This window comes from Bacillus sp. sid0103 (assembly GCF_019219025.1).
The window spans coordinates 107,735-126,169 of record NZ_JAHUWN010000004.1; the positions used below are offsets into that span (position 1 = coordinate 107,735).

At 39.0% G+C, this 18,435-nt stretch carries 18 protein-coding genes; 3 read left to right on the plus strand and 15 right to left on the minus strand.

All coding sequences use genetic code 11. The annotated features are described in order from the left end of the window. Positions 1-35: 35 nt before the first annotated feature. On the minus strand, positions 36-458 hold the full coding sequence (locus KW850_RS06150) for an organic hydroperoxide resistance protein (protein ID WP_218346697.1): 423 nt from the start codon (positions 456-458) through the stop codon (positions 36-38). Positions 459-637: 179 nt separating this feature from the next. Here KW850_RS06150 and KW850_RS06155 point away from each other — a divergent pair, with 179 nt between their 5' ends. Beyond that, entirely contained in the window at positions 638-1,075 is a 438-nt protein-coding gene (locus KW850_RS06155; RefSeq protein WP_218346698.1) for a MarR family winged helix-turn-helix transcriptional regulator, read from the plus strand. A 78-nt stretch (positions 1,076-1,153) separates the two neighbouring features. On the opposite strand, the gene KW850_RS06160 is transcribed toward KW850_RS06155, so the two are convergent. After that, a complete protein-coding gene (locus KW850_RS06160) occupies positions 1,154-1,816 on the minus strand; it encodes a TetR/AcrR family transcriptional regulator (protein WP_218346699.1) in 663 nt (220 codons plus the stop codon). A gap of 233 nt (positions 1,817-2,049) precedes the next feature. On the opposite strand from KW850_RS06160, the gene KW850_RS06165 reads away from it, so the two are divergent. Together KW850_RS06165 and KW850_RS06170 are read left to right on the plus strand one after the other, a co-directional pair. Next, positions 2,050-2,688: a nitroreductase family protein gene (locus KW850_RS06165; protein WP_218346854.1), complete on the plus strand. Its 639-nt coding sequence runs from the start codon at positions 2,050-2,052 to the stop codon at positions 2,686-2,688. A gap of 32 nt (positions 2,689-2,720) precedes the next feature. After that, positions 2,721-3,017 (plus strand): putative quinol monooxygenase, encoded by a 297-nt coding sequence (locus KW850_RS06170; RefSeq protein ID WP_218346700.1) that lies wholly within the window; start codon positions 2,721-2,723, stop codon positions 3,015-3,017. Positions 3,018-3,152: 135 nt separating this feature from the next. On the opposite strand, the gene KW850_RS06175 is transcribed toward KW850_RS06170, so the two are convergent. The 13 genes from KW850_RS06175 to KW850_RS06230 all read right to left on the minus strand — a co-directional run bounded on the left by KW850_RS06175 (position 3,153) and on the right by KW850_RS06230 (position 18,385). Continuing rightward, positions 3,153-3,722, minus strand: coding sequence for a hypothetical protein (locus KW850_RS06175; protein ID WP_218346701.1), 570 nt, complete (start codon positions 3,720-3,722; stop codon positions 3,153-3,155). Beyond that, positions 3,697-4,062, minus strand: coding sequence for a helix-turn-helix transcriptional regulator (locus KW850_RS06180; protein ID WP_256358118.1), 366 nt, complete (start codon positions 4,060-4,062; stop codon positions 3,697-3,699). The genes KW850_RS06175 and KW850_RS06180 overlap by 26 nt, the downstream gene beginning before the upstream one ends. 471 nt (positions 4,063-4,533) lie before the next feature. Beyond that, a complete protein-coding gene (locus KW850_RS33200; protein WP_256358119.1) occupies positions 4,534-4,626 on the minus strand; it encodes a putative holin-like toxin in 93 nt (30 codons plus the stop codon). A 480-nt stretch (positions 4,627-5,106) separates the two neighbouring features. Then, positions 5,107-6,702, minus strand: a complete 1,596-nt coding sequence (locus tag KW850_RS06185; RefSeq protein ID WP_256358120.1) for a hydantoinase/oxoprolinase family protein — start codon at positions 6,700-6,702, stop codon at positions 5,107-5,109. Next, complete coding sequence (locus KW850_RS06190) at positions 6,699-7,817, minus strand: S-methyl thiohydantoin desulfurase family protein (protein WP_218346702.1); 1,119 nt, start codon at positions 7,815-7,817, stop codon at positions 6,699-6,701. Before KW850_RS06190 ends, KW850_RS06185 begins: the two co-directional genes overlap by 4 nt. Before the next feature lie 28 nt (positions 7,818-7,845). Further along, entirely contained in the window at positions 7,846-9,165 is a 1,320-nt protein-coding gene (locus tag KW850_RS06195; RefSeq protein WP_218346703.1) for a purine-cytosine permease family protein, read from the minus strand. 94 nt (positions 9,166-9,259) lie between these two features. Then, positions 9,260-10,285 carry a dipeptidase gene (locus tag KW850_RS06200; protein ID WP_218346704.1) on the minus strand — a complete coding sequence of 342 codons (1,026 nt, stop codon included), beginning with the start codon at positions 10,283-10,285 and terminating at the stop codon, positions 9,260-9,262. A 155-nt stretch (positions 10,286-10,440) separates the two neighbouring features. Then, entirely contained in the window at positions 10,441-12,021 is a 1,581-nt protein-coding gene (locus tag KW850_RS06205) for a hydantoinase/oxoprolinase family protein (protein WP_218346705.1), read from the minus strand. After that, on the minus strand, positions 12,018-13,115 hold the full coding sequence (locus KW850_RS06210; RefSeq protein ID WP_218346706.1) for an S-methyl thiohydantoin desulfurase family protein: 1,098 nt from the start codon (positions 13,113-13,115) through the stop codon (positions 12,018-12,020). Before KW850_RS06210 ends, KW850_RS06205 begins: the two co-directional genes overlap by 4 nt. A 43-nt stretch (positions 13,116-13,158) precedes the next feature. Continuing rightward, on the minus strand, positions 13,159-14,502 hold the full coding sequence (locus tag KW850_RS06215) for a purine-cytosine permease family protein (protein WP_218346707.1): 1,344 nt from the start codon (positions 14,500-14,502) through the stop codon (positions 13,159-13,161). 171 nt (positions 14,503-14,673) lie between these two features. After that, entirely contained in the window at positions 14,674-15,402 is a 729-nt protein-coding gene (locus tag KW850_RS06220; protein ID WP_218346708.1) for an aspartate/glutamate racemase family protein, read from the minus strand. Positions 15,403-15,732: 330 nt separating this feature from the next. Beyond that, positions 15,733-17,286, minus strand: a complete 1,554-nt coding sequence (locus KW850_RS06225; RefSeq protein WP_218346709.1) for a hydantoinase/oxoprolinase family protein — start codon at positions 17,284-17,286, stop codon at positions 15,733-15,735. Next, a complete protein-coding gene (locus tag KW850_RS06230; RefSeq protein ID WP_218346710.1) occupies positions 17,270-18,385 on the minus strand; it encodes an S-methyl thiohydantoin desulfurase family protein in 1,116 nt (371 codons plus the stop codon). Before KW850_RS06230 ends, KW850_RS06225 begins: the two co-directional genes overlap by 17 nt. Positions 18,386-18,435 lie beyond the last annotated feature (50 nt).

Sequence of the window (18,435 nt, forward strand, 5' to 3'; positions counted from 1 at the left end):
AAATTCCTCTCCAGGACGTTTCTAAAGGAGAAATTTTAGATTACACTCGTTATTAATTTGACATCCATATTCCCATTCGTTGCTTTAGAGTAAGGACAAACACCATGAGCTTTATGAACTAACTCCTCTGCCTCTGCTAATGATACCCCTTTGATCGACACGTTTAAGACCGCAGCTAATTTAAACCCTCCATTCTGATCTTTTCCAAGTGAAACTTCCGCCGTAACTTTAGAGTCAATTCGTTTTCTCGCTTGTCGTGCGACCAAATTTAGCGCACTATCGAAGCAGGCTGCATAGCCGGCAGCGAATAATTGCTCTGGATTCGTTGCATTTTCTTTTCCTTGACCGCCTAAAGATTTTGGCATTGAAAGAGCTAAATTTAATGTTCCGTCACTGCTTGTTACTTTCCCTGCTCTGCCACCTTCAGCTGTTGCACTTGCGGTATATAATAATTCCATAAAAAATCACCCCAAAATATAATTTTATAAAATTTAATTGCGCACAATTTATTTTATAAAATTATAGTAACGATAAAGTATTCTGAAGTCAATAATTAAATTGTGTAAAATTAAATTGTGGTTTAAATAATTGTTAATTGTATTATAATGGTACTAATGAAAGATGAAAGGACAAGAAAATGGAAAATAATCAATTAAAACTTGAGAACCAAATATGTTTTAAGATTTATTCAACCGAACGTGAAATCACTAAATTATACAGAAATTTATTAGAAGAATTGGATGTAACGTATCCTCAATATTTAGTATTATTGGTACTTTGGGAGGAAAAATCGGCGACGGTTAAAGAGCTTGGCCAAAAGTTATTTTTAGATTCGGGAACGTTATCACCTATGCTAAAGCGAATGGAAGGGAATAATCTTATTGAACGCCGAAGATCAATAGAGGATGAAAGAACGGTCATCATTTCATTAACCAAAAAAGGTGAAGACTTAAAAGATAAAGCTCAATGTATTCCTTCAAAATTGCTAGAAAATCTGTCCTTAGACATGAAGGAATTAAAGAATTTAAATCAAACACTATCAACCATTTTAAATAGAATTCAACAGAAAATATAAAGCTCGTTTATAAAAGTAAGTTGCAACAAAAAAATACTAAAGACTCTTACCAGCGCGTAAGAGTCTTTAATATAGTCATTAGATGGCTGCCAGCTTTTTGAGGATGCTTTCCACCATTGCATTAATATCTTCATTTTCCGTGTTTTGCAAGTACTCGGGCTTTAGGACCTGGGTTTTCTTCGCCACATAATAATCGAATAGAGCCTGTTTCAATGACAATTCCTCTTCCACTAAAAAGGTTGTATTCACCAATTTCCCTACTACCGTTTCATCCTGAATAATTAAGATGGAGGGATTCAATTGATTAAAAACTTCTGCATTCATGCCATTTCGATAAAATGTATGAATGGCAGATAGTTGTTCTTTTCTTGATTGCATCTTTTTTTCATAAAGATGCCTACAGCTTCTTTTTAAATCAGTCAAATATATATCTGAAGCATAAACAGCTGAAAAAACAGCTTGTTCAAACACTTTTTGGAAACGAAGTGGATAAGATAACTCTTCATTGGAAATGGTTTGACCCGCTTCATTTATATAATCAATACAGAGATTAGTCAGCTCCAAAATAATGTCTTCCTTCGAAGAAAAGTAGTTATACAAGGAAGCCCGGCTTAAATTCATCGTTTTTGCGATATCTTGAATGGTAAGGGAAAGGAATCCTTGAATCCGAACGACATGGATTAACTTTTTTACATAGGCTTTTCTCATCATCTGTCTTTCATCAGGTGCAATTTTTCTCAAACTACCACTCCCTATATCAGGAAATTATATCATAATCCAATGGTGTTCATTCAAATTCTGATATTCCAATTCTTTTCAGTTTACAACTAAAAGAAAGTGGAGTAAGGTTATACGCAGTTAACATTTTAGACACTTTATAATATTTTTGTCTAAAATGAATAAAAGTATTTAAAGAACTCAAATATTATAGACAATACTTAAAACGAAAAGAGGAGAATATAACAATGACTTCTATGACTACAGCACAAATAACGAATGATTTTAATAAAATTGTGACAGAACGCCGTTCCATTAAAAATTATGATAAATCCGTAAAAATCAGCTATGAAGAAATGTCAGAGATTCTTACATTAGCAACACGTGCTCCTTCTTCTGTTAATATGCAGCCATGGCGCTTTCTTGTGATTGAAAGTCCTGAGGCAAAAGCAACACTTGCCCCACTGGCACGTTTTAACCAAACTCAAGTTGTAACATCATCAGCAGTTATTGCTGTTTTTGGTGATATGAATAATTTTGAGAAATTTGAAGAAATCTACGGAGCAGCTGTAGAGAAGGGATTTATGCCTTTAGAAGTAAAAGAAGGAATTCATGCTTCCTTTTCAGGCTATTTTGAAACGATTTCACGTGAAGATTTGAAAGATGTTGTTTTAGTGGATGGCGGACTTGTATCCATGCAGTTAATGCTGGCTGCCCGCGCTTATGGATACGATACAAATCCAATCGGCGGATATGAAAAAGACAAAATTGCAGAAGCATTTGGATTGGATAAAGACCGTTATGTTCCGGTTATGTTAATCTCAATTGGTAAAGCAGCAGATAACGGACATCCATCAGTCCGTCTGCCTATTGATCAAGTCGCGCAATGGAAGTAATGAAATTTAAAGTAAGAAGGGATTGACGTTCGATGATTATTATTCATGCAACATTCCATATAAATCCAGCGAAACAGGATTTGTTTCTAGAGGAAATTCAGCCGTTAATTGCTGCCTCAAGAGAAGAAAACGGAAATATTTCATATCGCCTTCAAAAAGATACAGAAAACGAAAATGTATTTACGATGGTGGAAGTTTGGCAGGATATGCAAGCTGTTGCCAATCATAACTCAAGCGAGCACTTTACCAAGTTCGTAGCAAATGCAAAGAACTTTTTGACTGCACCATTAGAGGTTAAAGCATTTGAGGGGCATCCATTAAAATTATAGATTTCGGCTTCTTAATATCGTTAAAATTTTTAAACTATAATCCAAGTAATAGATTTTGAATTTAAAAAAGAGACAATCGCCCGAATGATTGTCTCTTTACTATTTTTAAGGATGAATCTTAATGATTTATCCTTATTAATTATTTACATGTACTTTTACACTTTTCTCGATCATGGAAAAGATGTTTTTATGGTTGTTTTTTGCAATTTCCACATAATCACTTGTAACTTTTAGCAAGTCGTTTCGACGCTCTCTTACATAGTGTACATAATTCTCACTATTTTCCACAAGGTTATTATCAAATCGATCGATTAGATCGAAGGATAATTTAATTGGAGTTAACGCTAGATTCTCTACACGATCAGATACATCTCGAAATTGGTCTGTAAGCTCTGGAAAATCAATCTGTAAGACATAATTTTTTTTATTAAGGGCGCTTACACTATCAACGATTTCACTGTTGGTCTTTTTAGATTCTTGATAAAGATTTAAAAAAGAATTTCTAAAGTCTTTATTGAACTTAATCGTTTCTTTTACAGTCTTTAGATAAGCTTCTTCTCCACTTTCTTGTAGTTCCTTTGCCCAATCTAACGATAGTGCGAATTGATTCCATATTGTGTCTACAAATGGCATGACTTGATAACCTTCTTCCTTAACTTCAGCAGCTTTCTTTACTTGCTCACTTTTTTTTGTCGTTGTACTCATTTTCATTCCTCCTCTGGTCATTGGTGCCTTTCTCTATTGGATCCTTCCTTTTAAATGAAGGGATAAAGAGCTCTAGTAAATTAGAATACATTGTGAAGAATTGATCTAACATTGATTGGTAGATTTCTAATTGATTTGCATATCCCTTTAAGTATGTAACGCCTACCTCTGTGATTTTGTAACGTCGCTTTGCCGGACCATTTCCCGTAGTATCCCATTCAGATGAAACAAGGTTTTCCTTTTCAAGCCGACGAAGGAGCCGATATAAGTTTCCTTGATCAATCGTATGAAACCCAAATGTTTCAAGCTTTTGAAATAGCTCGTATCCATGAAGTGACATTCTACTAAGAATTAATAATATAAAAGGCAGAACAAAAATTCTTTGATGGTTGAATGGTTTGATTGGCGCTATCTTTTGCCATGGGATTATCTCCTTAGTTCTTCTATATGTGTAATTTACACATATAGGGATATTATGTCAATCATTTTTATTATAAATTACTTAAAATATTTTAAATATTTTTTATGTTATTCCGTTGGCACAAGAGACGGCTACTACTGATTCAACTGAACAAGATTCGGAAACACCTTGAAAATGGGTCTAACCTAGGAACGTAAAATTTCCATATCGGTTAGACCCTCCCGATCCATTTAGTGCCAACGCGAACGTACGGAATGATGGGAAGCGTCTTTTGCTTCCTTTTCAGACCGTAGTGATGCCGCCAATATTGAACTAGATCATCTTCTTTCTAAAATAACCTCTCCTACCGATGTATACGAGACAAAAAAACAACACGCATTTTCAGCGTGTTCAAGAATTCTTATCTTTATCATGAAAATTCAAAACAGCGATTACAAACATGCCAAAACTAAGCATCAAGGACAGAACTTCGAATGTAGCCATTTATTAATCGCCTCCTTACCCCTATCCTTCCCCGATCCAAGTTTGTCCCATACCAGGGTATAGAAAAATAAAAAAAGATGCCTACACCTTTATCATTTTTTTTTGTGAAACCTTGCCATTAGATTTTACCTTGATCTCCTATCATGACACTTGTCTCCTTTGTTCTTTCTTATGTAAAAGGAATTTTACATATTTTTGTAAGTTTAATAAACGAATTAAATACATATTAAACTTACCATGTAAACTATATTCCATCAACTGCTTAAAAACATAGTTACTATCCATTCTAGTAAGTTGTTCCGAGACCGTGGAAAAGTATTATAAATAGCAGCAAAGTGTTGCATTATATAGATTCGTAGACCATGTGGTCGGTTTTTATTGGGGACATTCGGAAGGTTTGCGCACAAAAAGCACAACTAGGCTATATAGGCTAGTTGTGCCTTTTTCTCAATCCCCCTCTAAATAGGTACTCTTTCTTCGCTAAATCAACATTTCTTCATCCTGTAAAATAAGTTGCCCGGCTGCTTTTGCTTTAATTCTTACTACATTTGATGGCACGTATGCCATCGGAACTTCCTCGATATCGATCAACTCTACTGTTGAAGGATCTGCACCGGCGTTGATCGCCTTTTGTTTTACTTGTTGAGATGCTTCTTGTATGACAGCATCACGACCTTTTCCTTCTGATGAAAACATTTTATCAATTTCACCACTTACTTGGGCAATCGCAGCTCCTAAAGCATTAGCACAGCCAGAGTTTTCAGGAAGAATAACCTCACTCGCCCCTTTTATATCACCTTGAATCAAAATGGCTCCACCGCCTACAAGGACAACAGGAACATCTTGTTTAGTTGTTTTCATTTTATCGATGGCCTCAGACACCTTTTCTTGAATCACCTCGATTGCTCCATTCCAAACAGCTGGATCAAGACTGCTCACTCGCGATGGATCACATTCTGGGTGATCAATCTTAACCATCCCTGAAGCAATTAAACAATCAGTTGCGGTTAATGTCGTTCCTCCAAATGCCAAGCTTTCTTTTGTAATATTATAGCCGACACTATCAGGTCCGACGGAAATGACCCCGTTCTTATTGCGAACGATGCTGCCCCCGCCGATACCGATCGAGATAATATCTGGCATTCGGAAGTTTGTGCGTACCCCGCCAATATCAACAGCTACTGCCGATTCTCTCGGAAATCCTTTAATTAAGATGCCTACATCGGTAGTTGTCCCACCAATATCGCAGACGATGCAGTCCTTCAACTGGCTTAGATGGGCAGCACCACGTATACTATTTGTCGGACCAGAACCAATCGTTAAGATCGGATATTTCTTTGCATAGTCAATCGACATAAGGGTCCCATCGTTTTGGGCAAAATAAATATTGGCGTTAATATGATAACGGGCAAGCGCGTTTTCAAGTCCAGTGGATACCATTTCTGCCACTTTAACGAGGCAAGCGTTAAGCGCAGCAGAATTTTCCCTTTCTAATAAACCGAGACTACCGATTTCAGATGATAGAGTAATAGGAAAGTCCTGTCCCAGTATTGCTTTGGCCATTTCAACAAATTCCCTTTCATATCGATCGACTACAGGAGAGAAAATGGATGTGACCGCCAATGCTTCTGCCCCTGATTTTTTTATTTGTTCAAGTACATTTTTACATTCTTCTTTAATGAGGCCCGACTTGTTTAAGGGCCTTCCGTCAAATTCACTGCCGCCATGGATAAAATAATATTGATTCCCAACCGCTTCCTTTAAAGAATCCGTCCACGTAAACATCGGTTCTATCGATTTCCCGGCAGGCAAGCATATTCTGACGACCGCTATTTTCGCTAATCGCTTTTGCTCAATAATGGCGTTCGTTGCATGTGTCGTTCCTAACATTACATATTTAATCTTGTTAAACTCGATTAAAGAGTTGTTCAATACTTCATCGAGCGCATTATAAATACCTGATTCCACGTCTGCTGTTGTAGGCGATTTGGTCGAAGCGATGACTCGATTTTCTTGATCCAAAATTACAGCGTCGGTGTTCGTACCTCCTACATCAATCCCAATTTTATAAATCATTGCGCATTCACCTTTCCTTTATGAATTTCCTCTAATCGTTTGTAGTCGTAATCGTAACCAAAATACCGAGGACCCCACACTTTGAGAGCAGGTTCACTCCTCATAATTTCAGGTGTAGGAATTCCAATACAAACAACTCGGAAACCGTATTTCAGTCCTTCCGTCGTAATCGGTGATCCTGTCTCCATATCAAGAAAACTAATTAGATCGGGCACCATGGCAACAGGCACTGAATCAATTTCCGCGATCAGGTTCTCATTTTGAAAATCAACTTGAAGCAGCTTTCCTTCAAATTCGTCGAAGCCTTCGATTTCGGTTTTCCCTCTAACAAATCCATCAGTAGAACGTCTCTCGACATCTACAATTTTTCCTTTAAATAAAACAATTGCTTCCCCGTAAATCGATGATTTCGTAACTGCCTTAATTGCTTTAATCGGGTCGATTTTCTGCCGCTGGGCTGTTCTGACAGCCTTGCCAATCTCCATACATAAAGAAAGCGTGTTTGGAATGGCCGTTCTTTTCACTTCCTCACCGCTCATAATATAATCGGCAATATGCGCAACTCCGCCCATTCGGACCGCGATTCCCCGCGAAATATGTTCTAACATTTCATTGTCTAGCGTATCAAGCATGACTCGATCGCCCCGTTCATTGTGGAGCCCCATTGGTGTTCCTTTGACACCATAAATATGAAATGTTTCCATTTGAAGCTCTGGAAAAGCTCTTCCCATCCCGTCACCATCCACAATCGGAATACCCGCTTCTGATGCTACAACAAATGGAATCGTTGAATTTAAGCCTCCACATTCAATTGGCATCGTGGCAAATGCCTTTCTACCAGTAAACTCTTCCAGCAGCCTTAATGACTTTAATGCTTCATCCCCGTTTGGTATTTTCTCGACCATGATCGTAGGCGCACCCATCATTGCTGTTGGGATGACCGTTTCTTCATCGGGAACTTCAGAAGGATCCAATAACAAAATTGGGCCGTTTTTCCGTATTGCCTTTTGTACCATTAGCTTCCCGAGATATGGATCTCCTCCTCCTCCTGTACCAAGAATCGCTGCCCCTACTGCCAAATCTTCAATCTCTTCTTCTCCTATCCATTTCCCCATCGAGCATTCTCCTTTGTAAAAAAATTTATTATGCTTGTTTACTAGTTTCGATGTTTCGTTGGTTCTTAACTAGATCTATCAACTTCATTCCTACATAATAGATAATTCCGCTTATTAAAATGGAATTAAGTGATGGAATTCCTCCTTGAATCAAATAACCTCCGGCAAATCCAGCTCCCCATGCAACTAGAGTCATATAATTAATATTTTCACATGATATCGGTAGACTGCCTTGCGCTCTAGTTTCATCTAAAACCTTTCGGCTGCGCTTTAGGATGAAGTAATCAATTACCATAATTCCAGCGATAGGTGGTACCCAAATTCCAAGGAAGACAAGGAATTGAACAAATTTATCTAGGATTCCAATGATAGACAAAAACGTTCCTAATAAACCAATGATCAATGTCACAAATGCCCGATTTACTTTTCTATTAAAAAGAGTATTAATTAAATTGGTAATTCCTAAAGAAGAAGAATATAAATTAATATCATTAATTTTTACAGTAGCAAAAGCAACGATGGCGGCACCCAACAAGCCTGTAAGCTGAAGGACGATTGACATAATATCACTGCTTCCAACCGCATGTGCCATTAACACAGCGATAAGGTTAACCCCAAATTCACCGAGAAACGTACCTATGGTGGCAATCCAGAACACATCCTTACCTGACCTGCAATATCTGGTTAAATCAGGAGTTGTTACACAACCTACAATAAATCCGCCTGCTACCATTGTTGTTGCAGCACCTATTGTTAATGCAGGACCTGGAGCTGCGGAGGAGATTAAGCTTGGAATCGAATGGTCTTCCAGAACTTTATAAATCCCGTATCCCATAACGATGAGGAAACCAGGTACTGCAATTTTTGCTGTCCAACTTAACCACTTGAATCCAAATACTACGATCGCGGTTACAAATAAACCTGTTAGAGCCGCAGCTAACGGAAAGCCTAGTGCCCCGCCAAGAGCCGCATCTACCCCATTGGCGAATACGCTGTTTTGGACCCCGAACCATCCGGTCAGACTAATCGCAAACACGATACTAATAATGCCAGACCCATATTTGCCAAAGCCAGTCCATCGGGCCAGTACACTAGTTGAGAGCCCCTCACGCGCTCCTGCAATCCCGAGCATCAAACTGACCACTTGCAGGATAACACTTCCAAACATCGTTGCCCAGAAAGCTTGCCATAGTGTCATTCCAAAACCAAGGGCTGAACCGAGCATAAATTGCGAAATACACGTAAATGCCCCAATTCTGACAAGCAAAACTTCCCACATCGGCAGCCGCGCTTCCCTCGGTACCCTTTCAAGCGAATAATCATCGGCATTATTCATTTGTCCTGCCATGCTTAATCATCCTCCCTATCTTTTTAGCGGCAGTAAGCGTTACTTTTTTTTAAATAGCGCCTTTTCCAATGCCTAGCTTTTATAAGTTTAAAATCTATCTAAAAATCCTTAAAAAATTGGCGCCCAATATTTTCTCCATCTCATCTTCTTTGTATCCTCTATTAATCAAGCCCTCTATCAACTCTGGAAGATTTTGATGACCCTTAATGACATCAAAAGGTTTCCGTTGCATACTCGTTAAAACTTCTGGGGACACATATTTAAAGAATTCCTCACACAAATCCAACCCAATTCCCACATGATCAATTCCAACTACCTCTACCAAATGATCTATGTGATTTAATAATTGCTCTAAATGGCTATTTTCGTCTTCCATGCCAACGATTATGCTTACCGCATTAACTCCAATTACTCCACCTTTTGATGCGATCTCTTTTATTTGTTCAATCGTTAAATTCCGCATGGTGCTGGCAATTACCCTTGAGTTCGAGTGAGAGGCTATGATAGGCTTCTTTGAAATTTCCATCACATCCCAAAAACCTTCATCATTAAGATGTGTGACATCAACCGTCATTCCAAGTCTTTCAGCCTCTTCAATTACTTCAATGCCAAAAGGGGTAATTCCCCCCTTTTTCCCTTCACGAATGGGGCTAAAATGACTTCCATCACCGACTTCGTTTCTTCTGCTCCAAACCAAACCAAGGTTGCGCACACCCAATTCATAGAATACTCTTAATAGACTTAATTCCTTCCCAATGGGTTCCGCTCCCTCAAGGGATAATAAAAATCCAATCTTTCCCGATTGCTGTGCTTGAATCATATCATCACTATTTTTGCAAATCATCAATTTATCGGGCGATTCTTCCACTTCTGCATACAAAGAGCTCACCTGTTCAAGCGCTTTTTGTAAGGCCAGATGTGGTATAAAACTGTTATCTACAAAAAGGGCCGCAAGAATGATATTGACTCCACCTTCAATGAAGCGGGGCAAGTAATCTGTTTCAATAACCTTCTTTCTCCCTTTTTCTCTTTGAATTGCAACATCCATCAATAAATCAAAATGGGCGTCAATAATTAATGCACGCTTTTTAAATTGATTTATGTAAAATTTCTCCTCCATAAACACACATCCAATATTTAATTATTTGGAAAAAGAAGCTGTCTCAAAAGTTCTATAATATGACCATTTGAAACAACCTTGTCTTTTCATTTTTAATAATGGTGCCCCAAAGATTGGGGCACCTACCTATAGATTTCAAGAATGCGCCAAATGATTCATACCGGTTCATTTACTTCAACTTGAGCTAAATCCCCGGCAGCTTTAACACGAATTCGAGTTGCATTGCCTGGAAGATAGGCGAGCGGTACATCTTCAATGTCGACGATGATGAGACTATCCGGATTTGCACCCGCATTTATGGCTTCCGACATCGCTTTTTCTTTGGCCAGCTCCAAAGCCTTCTCTCTTCCAATATCCTCTAAGGCATATACCTTTTCAATTTGTCCACTGACTTGAGCAATAGCCGCTCCTATAGCATTTGCCACACCGAAATTATGTGGTCGAATAACTTCTGACGCACCTTTAAGTTGATCTGGAAGCAGAATACTCCCACCGCCGACTAAGATGACCGGTACAGGGTCTGCACTAGTTTTCATCTTATCAATGGCCACTTCAACTAGTTCAACCATTCCTTGATAAACTTTTTCTAATAAATCCTGATCCAAATGACTTACTTTCGAAGGGTCTCCTAAGTCGACCATACCTAATGCAACCACAATATCAGTTGTGGTTAAGGTTGTTCCTCCAAAGACCAATCCTTCTTGGGGTAGACGATAACCGACACTGTCAGGACCGATCGTAAACTCACCATCTTCTTTAATTCGAACAATCGTTCCGCCACCCAACCCGATGGAGACTAAATCAGGCATCCTAAAGTTTGTGCGGGCACCGCCAATTTCAACTGCAAGTGATGACTCACGAGGAAATGAGTTGATTAAAACGCCAATATCGGTTGTCGTACCCCCTACATCCACAACCAGCGCATCAGAATGGCCACTTAGATAGGATGCTCCTCGTAAACTATTCGTTGGACCACAGGCAATGGTTAAAATAGGGTACTTGATTGCATATTCAACAGCCATTAATGTCCCATCGTTTTGACCAAAGAATACTCTTGCCTCAATTCCCTCATTTTTTAATGCATTGACAAATCCTTCAGCCGTTGCTTTTGCTACGTTCACTACAGCAGCATTTAAGATGGTCGCATTTTCCCTTTCTAGTAAACCGACACTGCCGATTTCTGATGATAAAGAAATATGGACTTGATCTCCTAATACTTCCTGGATGATTTCTTTTGCACGGTGTTCATGACTTGTTGAAACAGGCGAGAAGACGGAGGTAATGGCAACCGAATCTACAAAACCCTTAATTTCATTCGCAATTTGGTAGAGATGATTTTCATCTAAATCAGTAATTTCTCTGCCATCAAATTCATGCCCGCCACGAATAATATAATTGTACTTACCAAGAAGTTGTCTTAAGTCCGCCGGGACACCCATTAAAGGTTTAATAGCTAAAGTAGCAGGTGCACCGATTCTTATGATTGCAATCGTATTTAGCCTTTTTCTTTCCACTATGGCATTTGTACAATGAGTAGTCCCTAACATGGCATATTTAATATGCTCCCTTGGGACACCTGAAGAACTAATTACTTTTTTCATAGCTTCATAGATACCTGTACTTACATCTTCTGTAGTAGGAGATTTAGTTTCAGAAACCACCTGATTGTCTTTGTCCAAGATAACGGCATCTGTATGCGTTCCTCCTACATCAATACCTATACGATAGAAACTCATTTTGCACCTACTCCTTTCATTACAAGCTCTTCAACCGGAACATAGTCAAATTCATATCCAAAATATTTTGGTCCGCAGGTTGCAATCCCTTTTTCCGTTCTCCATTTAGGATGACAAGGGAGTCCAACAACGACACAACGAGCCCCATATCGTAACGCTTCTGTTGTAATTGGAATGCCGGTTTCGGCATCTAGAACCGCGATAAGGTCTGGAGTAACACAAAGCAAACGGTCTTTCGTTAACGCGAGTAAGTGTTCATTTTGAAACCTTAACTCTAGATCTTCACCTTTATAATTTTGGATTCCTTCTATTAATGCTGTTCCTCGAGCAAAACCTGTTTCCGTTTTGCGGTTAACATCGACTACTTTACCCTGGAATAGTTTATAACCACCTGTTAACTTCAAAACTTCATGGATTGGGTCTTGATTATTCTGTTTGGCTAACCGAATGGTTTTACCAATATTTTCTTCCAGTTGTAAAATATTATGAATAGCACTATCCTTAATATTTCTGCCTGTCATTGGATAGAGGGCAATCATCGCCGCTCCGCCTTTTTGGATAACTGCCGTTCTTGCGAGTCTTTCTGCCCACACATTATTGATTGCATTAAATAGTGAGATATTGCCCTTTTCATCCGCAACGATCATCGGTGTTGCCGAGATTCCATCCAAATAGAAAGTGACCATTTGCAATTCCGGGAAAGCTCTTCCCATCCCGTCTGCATCCACTACTGGCAATCCTAACCTTGCTGCAAGAGCAAATGGAAGAAGAGAGTTAACCCCGCCTGCTTCAAGCGGCATGGTGGCAAAAATTTTCTTTTCTAAATAGGATTCAAGGCTATTAAAGGCTTTTATGGCCTCATCACCGCTTGGTGTTTTTTCTACCAAAACCGTGGGTGCTCCCATCATACCTGAAGGGACAACCATAGCATCATCCGGCACCTCATCAACCGAAATAAGCTTGATTGGACCATATTCTTCTATGGCTTGTAGGGCCATCAACTTTCCAATATACGGATCCCCTCCGCCGCCAGTACCTAGTAATGCCGCTCCTACAGCGATATCTTCGATTTCTTGCTTTCCAATTAGTCTCAAATCCATTCTCCTTTCAAATAACTATCTTTTATTTGATAATCTTTTATCCTACAATTCCTTCTTGGGTATCTTCTTCAATTATTTTTGCCCCAAGAAATGGCTTTTCTACTCCGTAATATAAAATGATATATAATAGAACAGAACCTACTATACTCGTAATGGCGGCCATAGGTAAAAGTCCAAATTGCGTTAATAATCCAATCGATACAGCTGAAATTAGTCCGGCAAGTCCCTTTGTTTCAACCTTCTTACCGCCTTTTTCAATCACATAATAATGGCCTATTAAAACCCCGGCCATTGGTACTAACCATGCTCCCAATGCACCGACAAAGCCAAGTATGGCACCAATTGCTCCGGATCCGACAAATGCTAGAACAATCCCAATAATTGCTGGAACTAGTGTTCCTTGTTTTCTGGTTAATCGAGGGATTCTTTTATTTTTTTCATGCAAGGTGGTAAAAATAGTCGATAAAGCTAAACCGCTTGAAAATGCATTCACATCATTTGTAGTCCATTGGGCAAGGAATAGTCCGATGACCGCAAAAATACTAAATGCCATCCCAAATTGTGAAAATACAGTCCAATAGGATCCGCCTTCAGCCGCACCAACGACTACGCCCCAAATAGGGATGAAAGTAGAAGCTATATAGCCAATTACCATGGCCTTGATTAAACCACTTCTGCTACTAATAAATCTTGAAACATCAGGCATAAATGCTGAAAACCCTGCGTATAATGCAACTCCTAAAAACATAACAGATGAAAAGCTTACTTCATCGTGCTGAATCGTCATAATGGCAGGAAGTCCACCAGGATACTTATTAACCGAAAAGATAAAGGATAAGATCAATACAGCAGAAAAAATAGGAACGGATATCCAGCTAATTAGCTTCATTTGGCTAATTCCTCGATAGGATGTAAACATCATCAGTGAACACAATGCTGCAGCCACTAAACCTCTTTTTAAATCGAATCCTTCATTGAAGGAAATACCTAATATAGACATTCCAATTCTGGCAATCGCATCTGCTTGCACCCCAATAAATGCGCCTGCAATTAGAAACACAATAAATACGGGTACAATTTTTCCATATTTAGAAAAAGGCCGATCACATAACACCGGAGTCGCTAATCCCTCACGTCTCCCAATCTCCCCTACCAAATAGCCAAATATCATACAAATCACATAGCCCAAGAAAAAGGCTAGTGACGCTTTCCATGGGGTTAGTTTTGTTCCAACATCTACCCCAACCCCTATTGCACCTAGTGAGGTCCACATGCCAAGAAATAACATAAGAAAACTAACCCAGTGCTGCTTCGCGCTCTCTGCCACTTTTTTGTATACATCATCATCCATATAGCCTATTTCTTTTTCTTTCTCATTCATCATTATTCTCCACCTTTCACATATAGTTTTGTTAAAAAAAAACAAATTTTTGAGTAAGGATTTTGCTCTGCCATAAACGGAAAGCAAAATCCTTATTGAAAATTAAAAATTTTCAGTAAATTAATTCTACATGCTACCCCTTGGTGGTTATTTAATGCTGTAAAAAAAAGCTTAGTTTACACTTTTTACTCTCTGTTTTGATGGTGGAGTCATATATGTCAAACGGCTTTGTTTAACTCCCATAGCAATTAAACTTTCAAGCATTCGTGTTGCTGCAAATGCAGGATCGATCACTGGGACATCATAGCCGTTTTCTTTTAAACGCTGTTGAAGCTCCGCAGCTACACCCATAAAGCCAGTACAACCTAATACAAGTGCATGAGCGTTATCTAGTTCAATAGCCTTGATCATTTCTTCATACAATGCTTTTTTCAACTTATCCTTTTCATGAACTTCTAAAACAGGAATGTTTACGTACCTGATAGAAGCTAGATTTCCATTTACCCCTAATGTTTTACTTATGTTTTCAATCATCGGTACAACGTTCGGTAATACTGTTACAACTGAAAAAGATTTTGCTAAGGAACTCGCAAATAACATGGAAGATTCACATGCACCAACAACTGGAATATCCAAAACTTCTCGTGCAGGCTTCACTCCAGGATCTCCGAAGCAATCACTAATGATCCCCTCGTATCCCTCTTCTTCTGCCTCGATTGCTTTTTCTAAGAAATTAGGAATACACAACGCTTCATCATATTCACATTCTACAGATGCAGGACCATAATCCAGGCTGACAACGCCGACTTCTGTTGTATCGGAAGCATAATGTTTAATTTCTCTCTTAATTTCTTCATTAAAAATATCCGAAGTAATTGGCATAATAACTTTGATTTTCATTTACATGCACTCCTTTTTATTGAATAGATTGGTAAAAGAGATTGTTTGAATTAGTGTTTTAGAGATCACAATTAATTCTTTTAACTCACCTCCTAAAATGATTAGTAGAACTTTCTCTCGCATAAATACATTGCAAGAACTGTGCCAAAATAAAAAAACCTCTCAATCCTGAGAGGTAAGGAAAAAAACTAAACAACCTATTAAATATAATCTGAATTTTAAGATAATGATAAACTTAAAATCCCGAGAAAAATGTACTATATTATATATTTTCTCTTATTTTCTCATTTTTTCTCATCTTTTCTCATTTTCTTTGTCGATAAACCTTTTTTATAAACTCAATTCACCAATTGCTTTGGTTCTAACCCTGAGAACTTCTCCCTGTATATAGTCGAAAGGAAATTCTTCAACATAAGCTATTTGAACACTTTCCGGTTTTCCACCTTTCTTGATTACCGCATCTCTAACGGTATCAACAGCCCTGCTGACCACTTCTTCCTTCGTCAGCTCATTCAGCCAGTACACCTTGTCGATCTGTTCACTGATAGGGGCAAAGCAAGCGCCGATTGCATTACAAATATGAAATCCTGATGGTTTCCTGATCTTTTTATATTTACTAAATAGGCTGTCATGCAAAAGCGGACTCCCACCACCTACCAAAACGATTGGCAATTCTTCTTCATTAACAATTAACCGTTCAATCGTGCTTTTTATCTCGTTCATCACATAACTGATGACTTGACGACATGCCTTCTCAGTAAGGGAATCAAGAAAGTTGTTCTGCTTTGTATCATGTAAAAACGCGTCCGGAAACGCTTTTAAAAAACTATCGGTTACGGTCCACTTCTCCCCTCCCCATGCAATACCCTCTTTTCGAATATCACTAGCAACTGTGTTTCCAATCTCGACCATTCCTTCTTTCAAAGAAACAATACTCCCTCCGCCAAAAGGCAATGAAGTAACCGCAGGCATTGGGATGTGTATGCCTGTACCTAACAAGCCAGAAGAATTGATTACTTCTTTGAGACGACTTCCTTTGACCATGCCAACGTCAATAGTGCTTCCACCGACATCAACTGCAATAAATTCAGTATATCCACTTATGACTGCAGCTCCGCGCATACTGTTGGCAACACCTGAACCAATCGTTAAAATAGGATAATGAATGGCTTCCTCAATGGACATTAGCGACCCATTGTTTTGAATGAGCCAATATGGACATTGAAATGAATGCTGATGAAATATGGTTGACAAGCCTTCGAGGGCAGTCCTGATGACTTTGGAGATGATCGCATTCAATAGGGCAGAATTTTCTCTCTCAATATACCCAATACTGCCAAGTTTGTGCGAAACTGTGACAGGGAGAGTTGGAAATTCTTCCTGGATTCGTCCTTTTAATAGCATTTCTTCTTGCTCATATAATGGAGAATACGCTCCTACAATACATACGGAGTCGATCTCACCAAGTTCAATGGCAGTAAAAAGCTCATCCAAATCAGCAGCAAAGCCCTCTGATTCCTTTCTTCCCCTATATCCGTTGCTACTTTTCAGATGATAAATACTATGGATGTAGCTTTTAAGTGAAGCAGGCCAGTCTAATCCAGGTTTTAGAGTCATGTTTTGTTTTGTCAATCTTATTAAGGCTGTACGGGCCAATTCCTTTTTGGAATAAATTGCATTAAGAACATGTGTTGTTCCAATAAAGACCCCTTTTACTTGGTCTGGTAAAATTCTCGATTCATTAAGAACACTGCTAATTGCAACACTCATACCTGTGAGTATATCTTCAGTAGTCAGTTGCTTGGCGGCTGCGAGTAACTGTCCATTTTCTGACATGAGTACGACATCAGTGTTAGTACCTCCTACATCAATCCCAAGCCTCATAATCCTCTTCTCCTTCCACCCACTGGACCTGGCGATAGTCAGTATTTATACCAAACCTCCTAGGTCCAACAAGCTCAAGCATATCTTTCGTTCGAAGAATAGAAGGAGCGGTTATTGCAATAACCATCACAACATCCCCTTCTTGCAGTTCTGCTGCTAGCTTTGGCAAGAATGTATGGGAATCTAGCAGCAAGATCAGGTCCGGTGTGGTACAAACATATTCACCTTGATAAAGGATAGATAAAAATTCATTTTGAAAGCTAATTTCAATTGATTTACCATCGTGAGAGTACTTTCCGTTAATACCGCATGTTCCGACAAGTGTACCATGATTAAACCACCGCTTGATGAACGATACATATCCAATAGTGATGAGCTTAAGCTCACCGTAAACTGAATTGTCAATAATTCGGTTCATATGTAGAAGCCTTTCGTCGGTTGAACCATATAATATCGTCTTACCGAGCTCTAAAGCCAGCTTTAACGTTCCAGGTATTACGCCAGCTAATAAATGGCCGCCAGTCATACCATAACAGGCAAGATGGACGTAGCCGGTGTTTCGCATGACGATTTCCTTAATCGTTGTGACCGTTTCAGATGGTGTTGTCCTTTCAACGAGTGACATACATTCTTCTCCTGTTTGTGCAGCAATCGGAAGCAATGGAATGTTGTTAAGGAAATAGGTTGTCATGTCTAGTTCTGGAAATGCTCTTCCCATTCCATCCCCATCAATAACCGGAAGATTGGTTTGTAACGCAATCAAAAGTGGATATAACGCGTTCAATCCACCTATTTCAAGCGAGATAAGCGCATCTGCTTTCGTTCCAGACACCTGCTCATAAATGGAGAGAACCTTAACTCCTTCCCTTCCTTCTGGCAAATCCTCACTGAATAAGACAGGCGAACCTGCCACCGCAATAGGGACAACCCACTCATTTGCGACTTCATTTATCGTCTTGACTGTGATGGTATCGTCTTCTTTCATTATAGACCGTAATAAATATTCCATTGTTTTCGGATCACCACCTCCACCACAGGAAAGCATTTTAGCTCCTATTGAAATGAATGGGACGTCTGCTTTTTGGATGGACCAAGACATCTTACATCTCCTTTCTTATTTACGTCCTATCATCATATTTCAGCGTTATC

Excerpts from the sequence above, each read along its gene's own strand:
- KW850_RS06230 (WP_218346710.1), bottom strand. The coding sequence starts at position 18,385 with ATGTCTTGGTCCATCCAAAAAGCAGACGTCCCATTCATTTCAATAGGA.
- KW850_RS33200 (WP_256358119.1), bottom strand. The coding sequence starts at position 4,626 with ATGGCTACATTCGAAGTTCTGTCCTTGATGCTTAGTTTTGGCATGTTT.
- KW850_RS06170 (WP_218346700.1), top strand. The coding sequence starts at position 2,721 with ATGATTATTATTCATGCAACATTCCATATAAATCCAGCGAAACAGGAT.
- KW850_RS06155 (WP_218346698.1), top strand. The coding sequence starts at position 638 with ATGGAAAATAATCAATTAAAACTTGAGAACCAAATATGTTTTAAGATT.
- KW850_RS06225 (WP_218346709.1), bottom strand. The coding sequence starts at position 17,286 with ATGAGGCTTGGGATTGATGTAGGAGGTACTAACACTGATGTCGTACTC.
- KW850_RS06215 (WP_218346707.1), bottom strand. The coding sequence starts at position 14,502 with ATGAATGAGAAAGAAAAAGAAATAGGCTATATGGATGATGATGTATAC.
- KW850_RS06190 (WP_218346702.1), bottom strand. The coding sequence starts at position 7,817 with ATGGGGAAATGGATAGGAGAAGAAGAGATTGAAGATTTGGCAGTAGGG.
- KW850_RS06165 (WP_218346854.1), top strand. The coding sequence starts at position 2,050 with ATGACTACAGCACAAATAACGAATGATTTTAATAAAATTGTGACAGAA.
- KW850_RS06195 (WP_218346703.1), bottom strand. The coding sequence starts at position 9,165 with ATGGCAGGACAAATGAATAATGCCGATGATTATTCGCTTGAAAGGGTA.
- KW850_RS06205 (WP_218346705.1), bottom strand. The coding sequence starts at position 12,021 with ATGAGTTTCTATCGTATAGGTATTGATGTAGGAGGAACGCATACAGAT.
- KW850_RS06185 (WP_256358120.1), bottom strand. The coding sequence starts at position 6,702 with ATGATTTATAAAATTGGGATTGATGTAGGAGGTACGAACACCGACGCT.
- KW850_RS06150 (WP_218346697.1), bottom strand. The coding sequence starts at position 458 with ATGGAATTATTATATACCGCAAGTGCAACAGCTGAAGGTGGCAGAGCA.
- KW850_RS06220 (WP_218346708.1), bottom strand. The coding sequence starts at position 15,402 with ATGAAAATCAAAGTTATTATGCCAATTACTTCGGATATTTTTAATGAA.
- KW850_RS06180 (WP_256358118.1), bottom strand. The coding sequence starts at position 4,062 with ATGTCACTTCATGGATACGAGCTATTTCAAAAGCTTGAAACATTTGGG.
- KW850_RS06200 (WP_218346704.1), bottom strand. The coding sequence starts at position 10,285 with ATGGAGGAGAAATTTTACATAAATCAATTTAAAAAGCGTGCATTAATT.
- KW850_RS06175 (WP_218346701.1), bottom strand. The coding sequence starts at position 3,722 with ATGAGTACAACGACAAAAAAAAGTGAGCAAGTAAAGAAAGCTGCTGAA.